Annotated in this window: 18 protein-coding genes; 6 read left to right on the top strand and 12 right to left on the bottom strand. The window is 75.7% G+C overall.

Annotated elements, in window-relative coordinates; genetic code table 11:
• Positions 1–6 precede the first annotated feature (6 nt).
• The 7 genes from ACI79D_RS00915 to purB all read right to left on the bottom strand — a co-directional run bounded on the left by ACI79D_RS00915 (position 7) and on the right by purB (position 6,728).
• Complete coding sequence (locus ACI79D_RS00915) at positions 7–390, bottom strand: sterol carrier family protein (RefSeq protein WP_456916405.1); 384 nt, start codon at positions 388–390, stop codon at positions 7–9.
• Positions 390–2,738 carry a phosphoribosylformylglycinamidine synthase subunit PurL gene (gene purL / locus ACI79D_RS00920; protein WP_456916406.1) on the bottom strand — a complete coding sequence of 783 codons (2,349 nt, stop codon included), beginning with the start codon at positions 2,736–2,738 and terminating at the stop codon, positions 390–392. Before purL ends, ACI79D_RS00915 begins: the two co-directional genes overlap by 1 nt.
• Positions 2,735–3,406, bottom strand: a complete 672-nt coding sequence (purQ, locus tag ACI79D_RS00925; protein ID WP_456916407.1) for a phosphoribosylformylglycinamidine synthase subunit PurQ — start codon at positions 3,404–3,406, stop codon at positions 2,735–2,737. The genes purL and purQ overlap by 4 nt, the downstream gene beginning before the upstream one ends.
• A 14-nt stretch (positions 3,407–3,420) precedes the next feature.
• Complete coding sequence (gene purS / locus ACI79D_RS00930) at positions 3,421–3,660, bottom strand: phosphoribosylformylglycinamidine synthase subunit PurS (RefSeq protein ID WP_456912457.1); 240 nt, start codon at positions 3,658–3,660, stop codon at positions 3,421–3,423.
• 142 nt (positions 3,661–3,802) lie between these two features.
• Complete coding sequence (locus tag ACI79D_RS00935; RefSeq protein WP_456916408.1) at positions 3,803–4,561, bottom strand: alpha/beta fold hydrolase; 759 nt, start codon at positions 4,559–4,561, stop codon at positions 3,803–3,805.
• Positions 4,561–5,418 (bottom strand): phosphoribosylaminoimidazolesuccinocarboxamide synthase, encoded by an 858-nt coding sequence (locus ACI79D_RS00940; RefSeq protein ID WP_456916409.1) that lies wholly within the window; start codon positions 5,416–5,418, stop codon positions 4,561–4,563. Before ACI79D_RS00940 ends, ACI79D_RS00935 begins: the two co-directional genes overlap by 1 nt.
• A gap of 2 nt (positions 5,419–5,420) precedes the next feature.
• Entirely contained in the window at positions 5,421–6,728 is a 1,308-nt protein-coding gene (purB, locus tag ACI79D_RS00945; RefSeq protein WP_456916410.1) for an adenylosuccinate lyase, read from the bottom strand.
• Between the two features lie 104 nt (positions 6,729–6,832).
• Here purB and ACI79D_RS00950 point away from each other — a divergent pair, with 104 nt between their 5' ends.
• Positions 6,833–8,242 (top strand): AI-2E family transporter, encoded by a 1,410-nt coding sequence (locus ACI79D_RS00950; protein WP_456916411.1) that lies wholly within the window; start codon positions 6,833–6,835, stop codon positions 8,240–8,242.
• 1 nt (position 8,243) lies between these two features.
• Here ACI79D_RS00950 and purD read toward each other — a convergent pair whose 3' ends face one another.
• Together purD and rsgA are read right to left on the bottom strand one after the other, a co-directional pair.
• Positions 8,244–9,500, bottom strand: a complete 1,257-nt coding sequence (gene purD / locus ACI79D_RS00955) for a phosphoribosylamine--glycine ligase (RefSeq protein WP_456916412.1) — start codon at positions 9,498–9,500, stop codon at positions 8,244–8,246.
• Between the two features lie 144 nt (positions 9,501–9,644).
• A complete protein-coding gene (rsgA, locus tag ACI79D_RS00960; protein WP_456916413.1) occupies positions 9,645–10,667 on the bottom strand; it encodes a ribosome small subunit-dependent GTPase A in 1,023 nt (340 codons plus the stop codon).
• Positions 10,668–10,831: 164 nt separating this feature from the next.
• On the opposite strand from rsgA, the gene ACI79D_RS00965 reads away from it, so the two are divergent.
• Positions 10,832–11,815 (top strand): glycerophosphodiester phosphodiesterase family protein, encoded by a 984-nt coding sequence (locus ACI79D_RS00965; protein ID WP_456916414.1) that lies wholly within the window; start codon positions 10,832–10,834, stop codon positions 11,813–11,815.
• A 67-nt stretch (positions 11,816–11,882) separates the two neighbouring features.
• On the opposite strand, the gene ACI79D_RS00970 is transcribed toward ACI79D_RS00965, so the two are convergent.
• Entirely contained in the window at positions 11,883–13,172 is a 1,290-nt protein-coding gene (locus ACI79D_RS00970; RefSeq protein ID WP_456916415.1) for an adenylosuccinate synthase, read from the bottom strand.
• 67 nt (positions 13,173–13,239) lie between these two features.
• On the opposite strand from ACI79D_RS00970, the gene ACI79D_RS00975 reads away from it, so the two are divergent.
• From ACI79D_RS00975 to ACI79D_RS00985, 3 genes are all read left to right on the top strand, one after another.
• A complete protein-coding gene (locus tag ACI79D_RS00975; RefSeq protein ID WP_456916416.1) occupies positions 13,240–13,857 on the top strand; it encodes a hypothetical protein in 618 nt (205 codons plus the stop codon).
• 131 nt (positions 13,858–13,988) lie between these two features.
• Positions 13,989–15,053, top strand: coding sequence for an ABC transporter permease (locus tag ACI79D_RS00980; RefSeq protein ID WP_456916417.1), 1,065 nt, complete (start codon positions 13,989–13,991; stop codon positions 15,051–15,053).
• Complete coding sequence (locus ACI79D_RS00985) at positions 15,050–15,859, top strand: ATP-binding cassette domain-containing protein (RefSeq protein ID WP_456916418.1); 810 nt, start codon at positions 15,050–15,052, stop codon at positions 15,857–15,859. The genes ACI79D_RS00980 and ACI79D_RS00985 overlap by 4 nt, the downstream gene beginning before the upstream one ends.
• 13 nt (positions 15,860–15,872) lie before the next feature.
• Here the strand turns inward: ACI79D_RS00985 and ACI79D_RS00990 are convergent, their stop codons facing one another.
• Positions 15,873–16,016, bottom strand: a complete 144-nt coding sequence (locus tag ACI79D_RS00990) for a GPGG-motif small membrane protein (RefSeq protein WP_456916419.1) — start codon at positions 16,014–16,016, stop codon at positions 15,873–15,875.
• A gap of 225 nt (positions 16,017–16,241) precedes the next feature.
• Here ACI79D_RS00990 and ACI79D_RS00995 point away from each other — a divergent pair, with 225 nt between their 5' ends.
• Positions 16,242–16,991, top strand: a complete 750-nt coding sequence (locus ACI79D_RS00995; protein WP_456916420.1) for a YcnI family copper-binding membrane protein — start codon at positions 16,242–16,244, stop codon at positions 16,989–16,991.
• A 111-nt stretch (positions 16,992–17,102) separates the two neighbouring features.
• On the opposite strand, the gene ACI79D_RS01000 is transcribed toward ACI79D_RS00995, so the two are convergent.
• Complete coding sequence (locus tag ACI79D_RS01000) at positions 17,103–17,708, bottom strand: hypothetical protein (RefSeq protein WP_456916421.1); 606 nt, start codon at positions 17,706–17,708, stop codon at positions 17,103–17,105.
• Positions 17,709–17,749: the final 41 nt, after the last annotated feature.

The following is a 17,749-nucleotide window of genomic DNA, read 5'->3' on the forward strand; positions in this document are numbered from 1 at the left end:
TGCCGGTCAGCGCCGGCGCAGCGGCGCCATCGGCAGGAAGGCGCTGAGGTCGGCGCGGTTGCCGCTCGCGCTGACCGCGCCCTCCGCGGTCGCCTCGTCCCAGGTGAGCGCCCCGGTGGCGAGCCGCAGCCAGGTCGCGGCGTCGGTCTCGACGACGTTGGGCGGCGTGCCGCGGGTGTGCCGCGGCCCGGGCACGCACTGGACGGCGACGTGCGGCGGCACCCGCAGCTCCACCGACTTCCCGGGCACCTGCTGGGCCAGCCACCGGGCGCTGGTCTTCACCGCGGCACCGACGACCGAGCGGCCGGGCTGCTCGTCCTCCCCGGCCAGCCAGGCCAGCACCGGCTCGACCGCCGCCCGCAGCTCCTCGGCGGAGATCGGCGCGGCCATCAGCTGGTCGGGACGGTCCCCGCGGGCACGCTGCCCACCGTGGCCTCGGGCGTGCCGAACAGCGCCGGCAGCGTCGCGCTCCAGGCGGCCCGCAGCTCGGCCAGCGCCAGGTCGCCGACGCCGTCCACCGTGAGCGCCTCACCGCCCGTCGTCCCGAGCTCGGTGACCGCCACCCCCGCCTCCTCGGCGGCCCGCCGCACGGCCGCGGGGTCGGCCGTGGTCACCACCGCCCGGGCGGCCGACTCGCTGAACAGCGCGGTGAACGGGTCGTCCCCGAGCGCGAGGCGGGCGCCGGTGCCGTAGCGCAGCGCCGACTCGGCCAGGGCCTGGGCGAGACCGCCGTCGGCGAGGTCGTGCGCGGAGCTGACCAGACCGTCGCGGCCGAGCACGGCCATGAGCTCGCCGAGCGCCCGCTCCGCGGCCAGGTCGACCGCCGGCGGGCGGCCGCCGAGGTGGCCGTGCACCACGGACGCCCACGCCGAGCCGCCGAACTCCGGCCTCGTCTCACCGAGGAGGAGCACCGTCTCCCCCGCCGTCCGCCAGCCGGTCGGGACCCGCCGGCGGACGTCCTCGTGCACGCCGAGGACGCCGATGACCGGGGTCGGGTTGATCGCGACGTCGCCGGTCTGGTTGTAGAGGCTGACGTTGCCGCCGGTGACCGGCAGCCCCAGGTCGCGGCAGGCGTCGGCCAGGCCGCGGACGGCCTCGGCGAACTGCCACATGACCTCGGGCTCCTCCGGAGAGCCGAAGTTCAGGCAGTTCGTGACCGCCAGCGGGCGGGCGCCGGAGACGGCGACGTTGCGGTAGGCCTCGGCCAGGTTGAGCTGCGTGCCGGTGTAGGGGTCCAGCCGGGCGTAGCGGCCGTTGCCGTCGAGGGCCAGCGCGATCCCGCGGGAGGTGTCCTCGTCGATGCGGACCACGCCGGCGTCGTCGGGCTGGGCGAGCACGGTGTTGCCGCGCACGTAGCGGTCGTACTGCTCGGTGACCCAGGTCTTGTCGGCGCCGTCCGGGCTGGCGACGATGGCGAGCCAGTGCGCGGCGACCTCCTCCGGCGTCCGCGGGCGGGGCAGCGCGGCCGGGTCGTCGGCCTGCAGGTCGTCGAGGTCGGAGGGGCGCTGCATCGGCCGGTCGTAGACGGGGCCCTCGTGGGCGACCGTCCGCGGCGGGACGTCCACGATCCGCTCGCCGTGCCAGTCGACGGTGAGCCGGTCGCCGTCGGTGACCTCACCGATGACGGTGGCCAGCACGTCCCACTTGCGGCAGACGGCGAGGAAGGCGTCGACCTTGCCGGGCTCGACGATCGCGCACATGCGCTCCTGCGACTCGCTCATCAGGATCTCGGCGGGGGTCAGCGTGCTGTCGCGCAGCGGCACCCGGTCGAGGTCGACGTGCATGCCGCCGGTGCCGGCGCTGGCCAGCTCGGAGGTGGCACAGGACAGGCCGGCGCCGCCGAGGTCCTGGATGCCGGTGACCAGGTCGGCGGCGAAGATCTCCAGGCAGGCCTCGATGAGCAGCTTCTCGGTGAACGGGTCGCCGACCTGCACGCTGGGCCGCTTCGCCGGGCCCTCGGCGTCGAAGGTCTCGCTGGCCAGCACGCTGACGCCGCCGATGCCGTCGCCGCCGGTGCGCGCCCCGAACAGGATGACCTTGTTGCCGACGCCCTCGGCCTTGGCGAGCCGGACGTCCTCGTGCCGCATGACGCCGACGCACAGGGCGTTGACCAGCGGGTTGCCGGCGTAGCAGTCGTCGAAGAGGAGCTCGCCGCCGATGTTGGGCAGGCCCAGGCAGTTGCCGTAGCCGCCGACGCCGGCGACGACGCCGGGCAGCACCCGCGCGGTGTCGGCGGCGTCGGCCCGGCCGAACCGCAGCGAGTCCATGACCGCGACCGGCCGGGCACCCATGGTGAGGATGTCCCGGACGATGCCGCCCACCCCGGTGGCCGCGCCCTGGTAGGGCTCGACGTAGCTGGGGTGGTTGTGCGACTCGACCTTGAAGGTGACCGCGTAGCCGTCGCCGACGTCGACCACGCCGGCGTTCTCGCCGATGCCGACCAGCAGCGCCTCGCTGCGCGGCAGGTCGCCGAACCGGCGCAGGTGCACCTTGGAGGACTTGTAGGAGCAGTGCTCGCTCCACATCACCGAGTACATCGCCAGCTCGGCGGTGGTGGGCCGGCGGCCGAGGATGCCGGTGATCCGGGCGTACTCGTCGGACTTCAGGCCGAGCTCGCTGTAGGGCTGCTCGACGTCCGGCGTCCGCGCGGCGAGCTCGACGGTGTCGAGCCGGTGCTGCAGCGGGCCGGGCCCGGTGTCGAGGTCGGAGAGCCCCTGCGTCGCGCTGTCCTGGCTCACGCTGCGACGACCGCCTTCAGCACGGAGGTGAAGAAGCCCAGCCCGTCGGTGGACGGCCCGGTGAGGTCCTCGACCGCGTGCTCCGGGTGCGGCATGAGCCCGACGACGCGGCCGTCCGCGCTGGTCACGCCCGCGATGTCGTTGGAGCTGCCGTTGGGGTTGCCCTCGACGTAGCGGACGGCCACCCGCCCCTCGCCCTCCAGCCGCTCGAGGTCGGCAGGGGCGGCGACGTAGCGGCCCTCACCGTTCTTCACCGGGACGACGATCTGCTGGCCGGGCGCGTAGGACGCCGTCCAGGCGGTGTCGGCGCGCTCGATGCGCAGTGCCTGGTCGCGGTTGCGGAAGTGCAGGTGGCTGTTGCGGGTCAGCGCGCCGGGCAGCAGGCCGGCCTCGCAGAGCACCTGGAAGCCGTTGCAGATGCCGAGGACCGGCATGCCCCGGCGCGCCCGGTCGACGACGTCGGCCATCATCGGCGCCCGCGCGGCGATGGCGCCGGCCCGCAGGTAGTCGCCGTAGGAGAAGCCACCGGGGAGGACGACGGCGTCGACGTCCTCGAGATCGTGCGACGCGTGCCAGAGCGCGACCGGCTCGGCGCCGGCCAGGCGCACCGCGCGCGCGGCGTCGACGTCGTCCAGGGAGCCCGGGAAGGTGATGACACCGATGCGCACGGGAGGGTTCTCTCTCAGTCGGTCGGCAGGTGGAGCTCGACGTCCTCGATGACCGGGTTGGCCAGGAGCGTCTCCGCGATCTGCTTGAGCTCGGCCTCGTCAGGGGTGCCCTCGACCTCGAGGACGAAGTGCTTGCCCTGGCGGACGCTGGTCACGCTGCCGTGGCCGAGCCGGCCCAGCGCTCCCAGCACCGCCTGACCCTGGGGGTCGGAGATCTCCGGCTTCAGGACGACGTCGACGACCACCTGGGGCACGCGGACGAGGGTACCGGGGTGACGCGGCCCACCGGCCGGGGTGCCGGTGATGCTGGTCTCGCTCGGCCTCCCCGGCCCGGCGATGTGCAGGTGCGGCGCACCCGGGCGCAGAGTGCGGCGTCCGCGCACATCACCGGCGGGGTCAGCCGGTGACGAGCGACCAGACCGCCTCGGGGGCCTCCCAGTGGGCGTTGTGGCCGGCGCCCTCGACGAGGACCGCGCCCGGGTCCACGCGCCGCATCGCGGCCAGGCCGACCATGGGGTCGCCGGAGCCGGCCGCCAGCCGCAGCGGGGCCGCCGCACGCGACAGCACCTCCTCCACCGACGGCCCGACGGCCCCGAACGCCCGCGGGTCCAGCGCGGGGGTGAACCCGCCCGCCACCTCCCGGACCCCGGCCAGCGCGACCGGGTCGTCCGGTGCCACCAGGCCGGTGAGCCCGGCCAGCCGCAGGTGCCGCTCGGCGGCCTCGGCCTGGGTCGGGAACACCGAGGGCGGGCGGACGGCGAGCGACCGGGCGCGGGCCACCTCGTCGTCCGCCCAGTCGATCTTGACGCCGACTGCGACCACCCGCTCGACCTCGACCCCGTACCAGCCGCCGGCCAGCACCGCGCCGACCACGCCGCCGAACGAGTGGCCGAGCACGGTCACCCGCGCGGCGCCGAGAGCCACGGCCAGCTCGGCGACGTCCGCGGCGTGCACGGCGTAGCCGTACGGCGGCTCGGCGGGCGACCGGCCGTGGCCGCGCAGGTCCGGCGCCGCCCACGACCCGGGCCAGGAGCGCTCGACCAGCGGCAGCAGCCGGTCCCAGACCGCGCCGGTGGCGCCGAGGCCGTGCAGCAGGAGCAGCAGGGACTCCCCGGAGCCGCCGGAGCGGTGCGCGAGGCCCGAGTGCGTTCGCATCAGTGGAAGGTGGTGCCGGTGAGCGTCTCGTAGGCGGTCACGTAGCGCTCGCGGGTGGCCTCGACCACATCGGCCGGGAGCTCCGGCGGCGGGGAGGTGCGGTCCCAGCCGGACGACGTCAGCCAGTCGCGCACGTACTGCTTGTCGAAGGACGGCTGCGCCGCGCCCGGCGACCAGGTCATCGCCGGCCAGAATCGCGAGGAGTCGGGGGTGAGCACCTCGTCGCCGAGGGTCAGCCGCCCCTCGGCGTCCAGCCCGAACTCGAACTTGGTGTCGGCGAGGATGATCCCGGCCTCCCGGGCCAGCTCCGCGCCGCGCCGGTACAGCGCCAGCGTGAGCTCGCGCAGCTCGGCGGCGCGCTCGGCGCCCACGGCCGCCTCGACCGCGGCGAAGTCGATCGCCTCGTCGTGCTCCCCCACCTCGGCCTTGGTGGACGGCGTGAACACCGGCTCGGGCAGCTGCGAGCCCTCGACCAGGCCGGCCGGCAGTGCGACGTCCCGGATGGAGCCGGTGCGGCGGTACTCGGCGGTGCCCGACCCCGACAGGTAGCCGCGGGCCACGCACTCGACCGGCAGCATCGACAGCCGGCGCACCAGCATCGCCCGCCCCGCCACGGAGGCCGGCACGTCCGTGGCAGACAGCAGGTGGTGCGCCGCCCCGAACGACTCCAGCACCGGCGTCAGCTGCTCGAACCACCACACCGACAGCGCGGTGAGCACCCGCCCCTTGTCGGGGATCGGGGTGGGCAGCACGTGGTCGTAGGCGGAGATCCGGTCGGAGGCCACGAGCAGCAGCCGGTCGGCGCCGGCGTCGTAGATCTCCCGCACCTTGCCGCGGGCCACCAGGGGCAGGTCCACGGTCACTTCAGGGCAGCCACGCGCTCGAACAGCGGGTCTAGGTTCTGCACGTAGCGCTCCGGCCGGCAGATCTCGTCCAGCCGCGCCTCGTCCAGCTCCACGCCGGACGCGGCGGCACGCGCCCGCAGCGTCTCCCGGAACGGCGTCCCGGTGTTCCACGTCTCCATCGCGGCGGACTGCACCAGCGCGTAGGCGTCCTCGCGGGACAGGCCGCTCTCCACCACCTCGAGCAGCACCGAGGAGGTGTAGATCAGCCCGCCGGTGGACTCCAGGTTGGCCCGCATCCGGTCGGCGTCCACCACGAGGTTCTCCACCAGGCCCGTGGTCAGGTGCAGCAGGTAGTCGGTGGTGATCGCGGCGTCGGGCAGGAAGACCCGCTCGGTCGAGGAGTGCGAGATGTCCCGCTCGTGCCACAGCGGGATGCCCTCCATCACCGGGACGACGGCGGCGCGGACGACGCGGGCCAGCCCGGCGATCCGCTCGGAGCGGATCGGGTTCTTCTTGTGCGGCATCGCGCTCGAGCCCTTCTGACCCGAGCCGAAGGCCTCCGACAGCTCGCGCACCTCGGTCCGCTGCCCGTGCCGCACCTCGAGCGCGACCGTCTCGCAGACCGTCGCGATGATCGCCAGCGCGGCGACCCACTCGCTGACCGAGTCCCGCAGCACGACCTGGGTGGACGCGTCGGCCGGCCGCAGGTCGAGGGCCTCGGCCACCGCGACCTCGACCGACGGGTCGATCAGGGAGTAGGTGCCGACGGCGCCGGAGATGGCCACCACGCCGACCCGCTCGCGGGCGGCGCGGAGCCGGTCGCGGCAGCGGGCGGCGGCGAAGGCGATGTCGGCGACCCGGTGGCCCCAGACGTCGGGCTCGGCGTGCACGCCGTGGGTGCGGCCGACCTTGATGGTGTGCCGGTGGGCCAGCGCGTGGTCGCGCAGCACCGCCACGAACCGGTCGAGGCGGGCCAGCAGCAGGTCGGTGGCCTCGGTCAGCTGGACGGCGAGCGCGGTGTCGAGCAGGTCCGACGACGTCATGCCGTGGTGCACGTACGCCGCCGCCGACCGCGGGGTCGTGTTGTCGGCCCACGCGGTCAGGAAGGCGATGACGTCGTGCTGCGTCGTCTCCTCGATCTCCGCGACCCGCTCGGGCGCCGGTGGGGGCGCGTTGCGCACCGGCTCCACCACGTCGGCGGGCACCCGGCCGGCCGCCGCGTGCGCCTCGAGGACGAGGGTCTCGACCCGGCACCACAGCTCGTACTTGTGCTGGTCGCTCCAGACCCGCCCCATCTCGGGCAGGGTGTACCGCTCGATCATGCGGGTACCGCCCGCACCCGGTCAGCTCGTCGCACCACGGGAACAGTGTCCCGTAGGGCTAGCGTGATCATGGACGGCCCCCAGGCCGCGAGCGGAGGTGGGCGATGCTGCGACGGGCCGGCGCCCTCGTCACCCGGGCGCGCGAGCGCATCCGGGCCGCTGCCGAGGCCGACCCGCACGGCTGGCCCGAGCGGGACGACGACCGCGCGATCCTCGTCCGCGACGACGACGTCCCCGCCGAACTCGACCTCGGACCGGCCGAGGACGGCGAGCCGCCGCTGGGCAGCCCGGAGCCGGGTGCGCCGGACCTGGACGGCCCGCTCCAGCCCGGCGGGGTCAGCGGCCCACCGGCCGGTGGTCGGGCGCACCGCACCGGTCCCCACGCCCGCCGGCTCACCGGTGCCGGCCGCCGTCCCGCCGACGACGCCGTCCCCGCCGCGCTGCGCGTCGCCGCCTCCTGGTCCTGGCGGCTGATCGTCGTCCTCGCCGGCCTCTACGCGCTGCTCTACGCCGCCGCCTACGTCGCCGTCGTCGTGGTGCCGGTGTTCGTGGCGCTGCTGCTGGCCGCGCTGCTGCAGCCCGGCGCGGCCGCGCTGGTCCGGCACGGGTGGCCGCGGTCGCTCTCCGCCCTGGCCATGCTCATCGTGGGCCTGGGCGTGGTGGCCGGGATCATCACGCTGGTCGTCAACCAGTTCATCGCCGGCTTCCCCGACCTCGCCGACCAGGTCAGCCAGGGCCTCACCCAGATCCGCGACTTCGTGGTCGACACCTTCCCGGTGTCCGAGCGGCAGATCGACGAGGCGCTGACCGCCGCGCAGGACGCGCTCGTCGCCAACCGGGACACGCTGACCTCGGGGGCGCTGACGACGGCGGCGACCGTCGGTGAGGTCTTCACCGGCATCGTCCTGGCGCTGTTCACGCTGTTCTTCTTCCTCAAGGACGGCCGGTCGATCTGGCTGTGGCTGGTGGGCCTGTGCCCGGCCGACTCCCGCGCCTACATCGACGAGGCCGCCCGCCGCTCGTGGCGCACGCTGATCTCCTACGTGCGGGCCACGGTCGCGGTCGCCCTGGTCGACGCGATCGGCATCGGCATCGGGCTGGCGGTCCTGGGCGTGGACTTCGTCATCCCCCTGGCCGCGCTGGTGTTCCTCGGCGCGTTCATCCCGATCATCGGGTCGTTCCTGGCCGGGTCGGTGGCGGTGCTCGTGGCGCTGGTCACCAAGGGGCCGGTGACGGCGCTGATCGCGCTGGCCGTCGTCATCCTGGTCATGCAGCTGGAGGGGCACGTCCTGCAGCCGCTGCTGCTCGGCCGGGCGGTGCGGGTGCACCCGCTGGCCGTCGTCCTCGCCATCGCCGCGGGCCTGCTGGTCGCCGGCATCTTCGGGGCGCTCATCGCCGTCCCGCTGGTGGCCTGCGCCAACGTCGCCGGCACCTACCTGGCACGGCGGCACGACGGGCCGCGGCCGCCCGAGCCGCGCCCGGAGCGGGCGCGGCCGGTCGTCACCGCGGAGTAGCTCAGCCGGCGGCGACCCGGCCCTCCACGGCGGCCAGCGCGATGTCGGTGCGCCAGTGCGCGCCGGCCAGCCGGACGCCGGCCACCCGCTCGTAGGCCCGCTGCCGGGCCGCCGCGAGGTCCGCACCGACGGCGGTCACCGCCAGCACCCGGCCGCCGGCCGACCGGACCGTCCCGTCGGCGTCGACGGTGGTGCCGGCGTGCAGCACGCCCTCGGCGTCGGCGCCGGTGATCGGGTCGCCGGTGCGGGGCCGCTCGGGGTAGCCCTCGGCCGCGACCACGACGGTCACCGCGGCGCCGGGCCGCCACTGCAGCGGTGGGTGCTCGGCCAGGGTGCCGGTGGCGGCCGCGTGCAGCAGCCCGCCCAGCGGGGTCGCCAGCAGCGGCAGCACCACCTGGGTCTCCGGGTCGCCGAAGCGGGCGTTGAACTCCACGACCCGCACGCCGCGCGAGGTCAGCGCCAGGCCGGCGTACAGCAGCCCCGCGAACGTCTCGCCGCGGCGGCGCATCTCGTCGACCGTCGGCTGCAGCACCGTGGCCAGCACCTCGTCCACCAGGTCCGGCGGCGCCCACGGCAGCGGCGCGTACGCGCCCATGCCGCCGGTGTTGGGCCCGGCGTCCCCGTCGTCGCGGCGCTTGAAGTCCTGCGCCGGCAGCAGGGGCAGCACCGTCGTCCCGTCGGTGACGGCGAACAGCGACACCTCCGGGCCGTCGAGGTACTCCTCGACCAGCACCGCCCCGCCGGCGTCGAGCACGCGGGAGCCGTGGGCGACGGCGGCGTCCCGGTCGGTGGTGACGACGACGCCCTTGCCCGCGGCCAGCCCGTCGTCCTTGACGACGTAGGGCGCTCCCGCCTCGTCGAGTGCGGTCTCCAGCTCGGCCGGGCCGCCGACCGGCCACGAGCGGGCGGTCGGCACACCGGCGGCGGCCATGACGTGCTTGGCGAAGGACTTGCTGCCCTCGATCTGCGCGGCCTGCGCCGACGGGCCGAAGCAGGCGATCCCCGCGTCACGGACCGCGTCGGCGGCGCCCGCGACCAGCGGCACCTCCGGCCCGACGACGACGAGGTCGGCGTCCCAGCCGGTCGCGGCGGCCGCCACCGCGACCGGGTCGGCGACGTCGACCGGCAGGGCCTCGGCGACCGCCCGCGTGCCGGCGTTGCCCGGCGCGCAGGCCAGGGCGGTGACCGCCGGGTCGTTCTGCAGAGCGACGCACAGGGCGTGCTCCCGGGCTCCGGAGCCGATCACGAGCACGCGCACGGTCGGCGACGCTACCGACCCCGCCACGGGATGGAACGGCCACCCTTCAGGGCCTCACGCCGAGCGTCGAGCGGCCTCCCTGCAGGGTCCCGCCGCGAGCCTGCGAGTGGCGGGGGGCAGGGAGGTCCTTCATCGGGGCCCGTGTCAGCGGATCCGGTTGGGTTGCGCCCGGACGGCGCGGGCGAAGGCCCGGACCCGGGCGTGCTCGGCGGCCCGCGCCCGGGCGTCGGCGCGCAGCTCCTGCCGCCGCGCCTCGGCCTGCAGCTTGCGCCAGGCGGTGTACCGGGCGGGGTCGAGCCGGCCGTCGCCGATCGCGGCGGCGACCGCGCAGCCGGGCTCGGTGTGGTGCCCGCAGTCGCGGAACCGGCACCCGGCGGCCAGCTCGGTCACGTCGGCGTAGGCGGTGCCGATGCCCTCGTCGTCCACCAGTCCGAGCTCGCGCATGCCGGGGGTGTCCACCAGCAGGCCGCCGCCGGGGAGCAGGTGCAGCTCGCGGGCGGTGGTGGTGTGCCGCCCCCGCCCGTCGCCCGCCCGGATCGCGCCGGTGGCGATCAGCTCCCGCCCGAGCAGCGCGTTGGCGAGGCTGGACTTCCCGACGCCCGAGGGCCCGACCATGGCCGCGGTGCGCCCCGGGCCGACCAGCGCGCGGACCGCCTCGACGCCCTCCCCGGTCACCGCGCTCACCGCGAGGACGGCGACCCCGAGGGCGTCCTCGGCCACGGCCCGCACCGCGGCCGGGACGTCGTCGCAGAGGTCGGCCTTGGTGAGGACGACGACCGGCGTGGCCCCGCTCCCCCACGCCACCGCGAGGTACCGCTCGACCCGGCGCAGCCGCGGGGCCCCGGCCAGGGCGTCGACGACGAGGACCGTGTCCAGGTTCGCGGCGACCACCTGCTCGGCCGAGGCGCGTCCGGCCACGACGCGGGTGAACGCCGTCCGCCGAGGCAGCACCGCCACCGCCAGCTCCCCGCGCAGCGCCACCCAGTCCCCCACGGTCGGCCCGGTGTCCCCGTGCACCCGCGCTCCGAGGGCGGCGCGCACCTCCCCGTCGCCGGTGAGCACGGTGAGGCGGCCGCGGTCGACCCGGGCCACCCGGCCGGGGACGGCGTCCGGCGGGAGCTCGGCCGCCCGCTCCGGCGTCCAGCCGAGAAGTGAGAGTTGCGTCACGGTGGGATGGTCCCGCGCAGGTCAGCCGCCTGTCCTCCGAATTGTCGGCGACTCACCTGGTGACGTTCGCGTTCTGTTCAGGTCGCTGCGGTGTTGTAGAGGACATGCACGCGATCGAGTCGCTGGCAACCCGTCCGGCGACCGGCCTCCACCGTCCCGTCGTCGTGGGGCACCGTGGGGCCCCGACCTACCGTCCCGAGCACACCGCGGCGAGCTACGAGCTGGCCATCGACCTCGGTGCCGACCTCATCGAGCCCGACGTCGTGGTGAGCCGCGACGGCGCGCTCATCGCCCGGCACGAGAGCGAGCTCTCCCACTCCACCGACGTCGCCGCCCGGCCGGAGTTCGCCGACCGGCGGACCACCCGCGAGGTGGACGGCCGCGAGCGGACCGGCTGGTTCGCCGAGGACTTCACCCTCGCCGAGCTGCGCACCCTGCGCGCCGTCGAGCGGATGCCGGCGCTGCGGCCGCTCAACACCACCTACGACGGGCGCTTCGGCATCCTGACCCTCGCCGAGGTCGTGGAGATCGCCCGCCGGCGCTCGACGCCCGAGCGGCAGATCCGGGTCCTGGCCGAGCTGAAGAAGCCGAGCTGGTTCGAGGCGCACGCCGTGCCGATGACCGAGCTGGTCGCCGCCGAGCTGCGCCGCCTCGGGTCGGCGGGCCCCGACGGGACCGTCGTCGTGCAGTCCTTCGACGCCGCGGCGCTGCGCCGGCTGCGCGCCGCCCTCGGGTCGCAGGGGCCGACGATGCTGCAGCTGGTGGACGACGGCGCCGCCGACGACCGGCTGGTCAGCCCGGTGGGCCTGCGCGAGGTCAGCACCTACGCGCAGGGCATCGCCCCGAGCCGGCACCGGATCCTGCTGCGCGACGAGGAGCAGGCGCTCACCGGTGTCTCGGACCTGATCGCGCAGGCGCACCGGGCCGGCCTGCTGGTCGTCCCGTGGACGCTGCGCCCGGAGAACGCGTTCCTGCCCCGGCACCTGCGCCGCGGTGAGGACCCCTCCGCCCTCGGCGACGCGCAGACCGAGGCCCGTCTGCTGCTGGCCCTCGGCGTGGACGGCGTCATCACCGACGCCCCCGAGATCGCCGTCCGGGCCCGGGCCGAGCTGCAGTCCGCCGCCGCCGTCCCCGTCCGCCGGCCGTAGGCCCCACCCCCGGCCCCTCTGCAGGGTCCCGCCGCGAGCCTGCGAGTGCTGGGGGCAGAGGGGTCCTTCAGCCGATGAGGTCGTGGACGACGACGTTCTCGTCGCGGCCCGGGCCGACGCCGATGACGCTGATCCGCGCCCCGGAGAGCTCCTCCAGCCGGCGGACGTAGGCCTGAGCGTTGGCCGGGAGCTCGTCGAAGCGGCGGCAGGACCGGATGTCCTCGGACCAGCCGGGCATCTCCTCGTACACCGGCTTGGCGTGGTGGAAGTCGGTCTGCGTCATCGGCATCTCCTCGTGCCGGACGCCGTCGACGTCGTACGCGACGCAGATCGGGACCGTCTCCAGGCCGGACAGGACGTCGAGCTTGGTGAGGAAGTAGTCGGTGATGCCGTTGACCCGGCTCGCGTAGCGCGCGACGACGGCGTCGAACCAGCCGCAACGACGGTCGCGGCCGGTGGTGACGCCCACCTCCCCGCCCTGCTTGCGCAGGTACTCGCCGTCGGCGTCGAACAGCTCCGTCGGGAACGGGCCGGACCCCACGCGGGTCGTGTACGCCTTGAGAATCCCGACCACGCGCTCGATCCGCGTCGGGCCGATGCCGGAGCCGGTGGCCGCGCCGCCGGCGGTCGGGTTCGACGACGTGACGAACGGATAGGTGCCGTGGTCGACGTCGAGCAGCGTGCCCTGGGAGCCCTCCAGCAGCACCCACTCGCCGGCGTCGAGGGCGTTGCCCAGCAGCAGCCGGGTGTCGGCGATGCGGTCCTTGAGCTGCTCGGCGTACCCGGCGTACTCCTCGACGACCTCGTCGACGTCGATCGCCTTGCGGTTGTAGACCTTGACCAGGACCTGGTTCTTCTCCTGGAGCGTGCCCTCGAGCTTCTGCCGGAGGATCGACAGGTCCAGCAGGTCGGCCACCCGGATGCCGGTGCGGGCGACCTTGTCGCCGTAGGCGGGGCCGATGCCGCGGCCGGTCGTGCCGATCCGGCGCTTGCCCAGGAACCGCTCGGTGACCCGGTCCAGAGCCCGGTGGTGCGGCATGATCAGGTGCGCGTCGGCGGAGATCACCAGGCGCGAGGTGTCCACGCCGCGCTCCTCGAGGCCCGCGAGCTCCCCGATGAGCACCTGCGGGTCGACCACGACGCCGTTGCCGATGACCGGCGTGCACCCGGGCGTGAGGATCCCCGAGGGGATCAGGTGCAGCGCGTACCGCTCCCCGTCGGGGGTGATCACGGTGTGGCCGGCGTTGTTGCCGCCCTGGTAGCGCACCACGTAGGGCACGCGGCCCCCGAGCAGGTCGGTGGCCTTCCCCTTGCCCTCGTCGCCCCACTGGGCCCCGATCAGCACGACTGCCGGCATCTCGCTGTCGATCCCCTCAAGCCTCGGCACCGGCGGATGACCGGCTGGCAGGTGGCAGGGTATCCGCATGTCGCTCGTCGAGTTCGACCTGCGCGGCCTGGAACCGGGCCAGGCACCCGCCCGCGACGCCGTCGCGCCGGCCGCCGAGGCCGAGGCGCTGCTGGTCCGCGGCCCGGTGCCGGCGCTGTCGGCGGTGCTGGCGGCGCTGCACAAGGCGGGCCGCACCGGGGTGGTCCCGGTGTCCTGGGAGCCGGCCGACGACACCGCCTCGGTCGGGCTGGCCCGGGCGCTGGGTGTCGGCACCGGCGACGAGCGGGAGCTGAGCCTGGTCCGCGACGACCACGGCGGGGTGCTGCTGCACCACGGCCGGGTCGAGGCGGCCGGCGACGACCGGCGCGGGTTCCTCGGCCGGCGGCTGGGGGCGCAGGCCCACCACGACGCGGTGAAGGTCGCCGACGGCGAGATCACCCGGATCGAGGTCCGGCCGGACTGGCGGGCCGTGGACACCATCGGCGTGGTCGTGGTCACGCTGCCGCTGCGGCCGGCCCGGCGCACCACCGGCCGGGCGGTGCAGATCGCCTGCGACCCGGCCCGCGTCACCCGGGACGGCGTCCCCTACCCCCGGCCGGTGAGCCGGTGGACCTGGTACGCCGACGACCGCGTCCGCTGGCGGCTGCGCCCCTAGGAGGACCCCCGTCCCCCACCGCTCGCAGGCCCGCAGCGGGGCCCTGCACGGGGGACGGGGACCGCCGATCGTGGACACTGGGGCCACCCCGCCCGGAGGAGGCCCGCGCTGCCGACGTCCCGCACCCGATCGTGACCGTCTCCGGCCTGCCCTCGTTCGGCCCCTCGACGGCCGTGCCGGTCCCGACCCGTGGACGACGGCTGCTGGGCCGGGCGCTGGCCCGCCCCAGCCTCGCGGCGTTCGCCGGGCTGGCCCTCGTGCTGCTGATCTTCGGCCCGCTGGCGCCCGGCCTGCTCAGCACCGGCGGGCTGGCCAGCGTGCTGGACTCCGCGGCCCTGCTCGGCATCGGCGGGGTCGCCGTCGCGATGCTGCTGGTCTCGGGGCACTTCGACCTGTCGATCGGCATGGTCGCCGTCGCCGGCGCCCTGCTCACCGGCGTGCTGGTCGACCAGGCCGGCTGGGGAGCCTGGCCGGCCCTGGCCGTCTCGCTGGCCGCCGCGCTGCTGGTGGGCCTGGTCAACGGCGGGCTGGTCACGGCGACGAGGCTGCCCAGCTTCCTGGTGACCCTCGCGACGTTCCTCGTGCTGCAGGGCGTCGCCCTGGCCGGCACGCGGACGCTCACCGGGTCGGTGCGCATCGAGGGGCTCGGCGCCGCACCGGGCTGGTCGTCGGTGACGGCGGTGTTCGGCTCCACCGCGCAGCTGGGCGACGGCCGCTTCCGCGTCTCGCTGGTGTGGTGGCTGGTGCTGACCGCGTGGGCGACGTGGGTGCTCTGGCGCACGCGGTTCGGCAACGGGGTGTTCGCCGTCGGCGGCGCCCGGCGGGCGGCCCAGGAGCTCGGGGTCGCCGACCGGCGCACGACGATCGCCCTCTACTGCTGCACCGCCGCGGCCGGCTGGCTCATCGGCACGCTGGGCCTGGTCCGGCTCGGCGGCGTGCAGGCCACCACCGGGCTGGGGACGGCGGTCGACTTCGTCGTCGTCGCGGTGATCGGGGGCTGCCTGCTGACCGGTGGCTACGGCTCGGCGGTCGGCGCCGCGGTGGGGGCGCTGGTCTACGCCGTCGCCGAGCAGGGGGTCAACCTGGCCGGCTGGGACCCGCGCTGGTTCGAGGCGTTCCTCGGCGTGCTGCTGCTCGTGGCGCTGCTGGCCAACAGCGTCGTGCGGGGGCGGCTGCGGGCGGTGCCCCGGTCGTGAGCGAGGCCGCCGCACCCCCGGTGCTCCAGCTGCGGGCGCTGAGCGTGCACCACGGCAGCGTGGCGGCGCTGGCGCGGGTGACCGCCGCCTTCCGGCCCGGCGAGATCACCTGCGTGCTCGGGGAGAACGGCTCGGGGAAGTCCACCCTGGTCTCGGTGCTCTCCGGGCTCCTGCGGCCCGACGAGGGCCAGCTGCTGCTCGACGGCCGGCCGGTGCGCTTCCGCTCACCCAAGGCCGCCCGCGCGGCCGGCATCGCCACCGTCTGGCAGGACCTCGCCGTCGCGCCGCTGCTCTCGGTGTGGCGCAACTTCTTCCTGGGCGTCGAGCCCACGCGCGGGGTGTGGCCGCTGCGCCGGCTGGACGTCGCCACCGCGCGGGAGGCCACGGTGCGGGCGATGGGCCGGGTCGGCGTCCCGGGGGTCGACCCGGACCTCCCGGCGGCCGCGCTGCGCGCCGGCGAGCGGCAGACCCTGGCGATCGCCCGGGCACTGCACTTCGGTGCGCGGGTGCTGGTGATCGACGAGCCGACCGCCCCCATGACGATCGGGCAGCACACCCTGATCGGCCAGGCCGTGCTGTCGGCCCGCGCGCAGGGGCTGGCCATCGTGGCGGTGACCAGCAACCCCCGCTACGCGCACCTCATCGGCGACCGCTTCCTGCTGCTGGCGCACGGTCACGTGGCCGGCGATCTGACGCGTGAGGACGTCGATGCCGACGTCCTCACGCGCCTGATGGCAGGGGGCGACGAGCTGAACTCGCTCACCGCGCGACTGCGCCAGCTGCACCCCGAGCTCGGCGACCGCTGAGGGTCGCCGCGCGTCAGGTGAAGACGCTCACCCCACCGGGCCCGACGAGCAGGCCGACGACGATGAGCACGATCCCCCACAACAACTGCCGCCGCAGGATCGCGACGATGCCGGCGACGACGAGGACGACGGCGAGGATCCAGAGAAGCGTGGCCATGCAGCACCTCCGGGAACGGGCGTCCCTCGTGGACGCCGGAAACAGAGCGTAAGCGCGCCACCGGGAACGCGCACGTCGAACGGTCACTCTGCGTGATCCGGACTCCACGATCGCGGCAGCCCCCAGCACTGGGGGGCGGACCGGCGGAACCCGGGTCGCGGGCGGGACGACCACTCCCCCGACGGCCGGCCCTCCCCGGACCGCCCGAGACCTCGAGGAGCCCCGATGCACCCCCGCCTGCGCACCGCCCTCCTGGCGGTCCTTCCCGCCGTCGTCGCCGTCCTGACCCTCGGGGTCGGCACCGCCTCGGCGCACGTGACCGTCAGCTCGCCCGACGCCGCCGCCGGCGGGTTCGGTGAGATCACCTTCCGCATGCCGAGCGAGAGCGACACCGCCCGGACGACGTCCCTGCGGGTCCAGCTGCCGGCCGACACCCCGTTCGCCTTCGTCAGCGTGAAGCCGGTCCCCGGGTGGACGGCCGCGACGACGACCTCGCAGCTGCCCACGCCGGTGGAGGCCGAGGGCACCACGATCACCGAGGCGGTGACCGAGGTGACGTGGACGGCCGACCCGGGCGGCGGCCTGGCCCCGGGTGAGTACCAGAGCTTCTCGATCAGCGCCGGCCCGCTGCCCGAGGGCGCGGAGTCGCTGGTGTTCCCGGCGCTGCAGGGCTACGACGACGGGACCACCGTCTCCTGGGTCGAGCCGGCCGTCGAGGGCCGGCCCGAGCCGGAGCACCCGGCGCCCGCGCTGAGCCTGGCCGCCCCGACCGCCGACGCCGGCACCCCGGCGGCGCCCTCGCCCGCGGCGACCGCTGCCGACGACGGCTCCTCGGCGCTGACCGCGACCGCGCTCGTGGCCGGCGTCGCCGGGCTGCTGGCCGGCCTCGCCGGGGTCGCCCTCGCCGTGGGAGCCCGGCGGCGTCCGGCCGTCACGCCGGCGGTCGCCCGGGACCGGGAGACCGTCGGCGTCTGACGCCGGGACCGCGCCGTCCACCCCGCCGCCTCAGGCGGTGCGCACCGGCCCGACTCCGCCCCCCGGTCCGCTCCTCGCTCGTCCCTCGCTGCGATGCTCCCGGAGCTGTCGTCAGGCGGCGGGGTGGACCAGTCGCTGCAGCAGGTCGACGTGCCAGTCCACCTGCACCCGCCGGCCGGCGTGCCCGCCGGGACGGACCAGGTCGAACCGGGTGAGGACGGCGCCGGCGTCGGCCCACAGCAGTGCCAGGTGGCCGGGCGCCGGGCGGGGTTCGTCGGGCCGGTCGTCGAGGTGGAGCTGCAGCTGCCGGCTGGGCGCCTGCCGGTAGAAGGCGCGCAGCCCGTCGGTGGCCGCGGCGGGCAGCTCGCCGTCGTCGGACCGCCAGACGCGCACGACGTCGGTCGGGGTGCGCAGGATCAGCCCGCTCATCGGCAGGCCCAGGTTGTCGGTGCTGGTGTCGACGAACTCCAGCTGCTGGGCCAGCAGCGGGTCGGAGGGCTCGTCGTCCTCGGGCCGGGCACCCCAGGGCTTGAGCCGCTCCATCGCCTCGCGCCGGACCAGCTGGTGGTCGAGGTGGCGATCGGCCGAGGGGCTCCAGCCGCGCTCGACGTGGATCGCCGCGCTGACCCGGACGCCGGCGGACAGGGCCCGGTGGACGGCGAGCAGCAGCGGCCGCAGCCGCTCGACGACGGCGCGGGGCGAGTGGTCCGGGGTCACCCCGTCGTCCTACCGGACGTCACCCACGCGAGGGGACGGTG

It is taken from the genome of Geodermatophilus sp. SYSU D00708 (assembly GCF_054050115.1).

Excerpts from the sequence above, each read along its gene's own strand:
- ACI79D_RS00935 (WP_456916408.1), bottom strand. The coding sequence starts at position 4,561 with ATGCGAACGCACTCGGGCCTCGCGCACCGCTCCGGCGGCTCCGGGGAG.
- purB (WP_456916410.1), bottom strand. The coding sequence starts at position 6,728 with ATGATCGAGCGGTACACCCTGCCCGAGATGGGGCGGGTCTGGAGCGAC.
- ACI79D_RS00950 (WP_456916411.1), top strand. The coding sequence starts at position 6,833 with ATGCTGCGACGGGCCGGCGCCCTCGTCACCCGGGCGCGCGAGCGCATC.
- ACI79D_RS00915 (WP_456916405.1), bottom strand. The coding sequence starts at position 390 with ATGGCCGCGCCGATCTCCGCCGAGGAGCTGCGGGCGGCGGTCGAGCCG.
- ACI79D_RS00995 (WP_456916420.1), top strand. The coding sequence starts at position 16,242 with ATGCACCCCCGCCTGCGCACCGCCCTCCTGGCGGTCCTTCCCGCCGTC.
- ACI79D_RS00970 (WP_456916415.1), bottom strand. The coding sequence starts at position 13,172 with ATGCCGGCAGTCGTGCTGATCGGGGCCCAGTGGGGCGACGAGGGCAAG.
- ACI79D_RS00990 (WP_456916419.1), bottom strand. The coding sequence starts at position 16,016 with ATGGCCACGCTTCTCTGGATCCTCGCCGTCGTCCTCGTCGTCGCCGGC.
- ACI79D_RS00975 (WP_456916416.1), top strand. The coding sequence starts at position 13,240 with ATGTCGCTCGTCGAGTTCGACCTGCGCGGCCTGGAACCGGGCCAGGCA.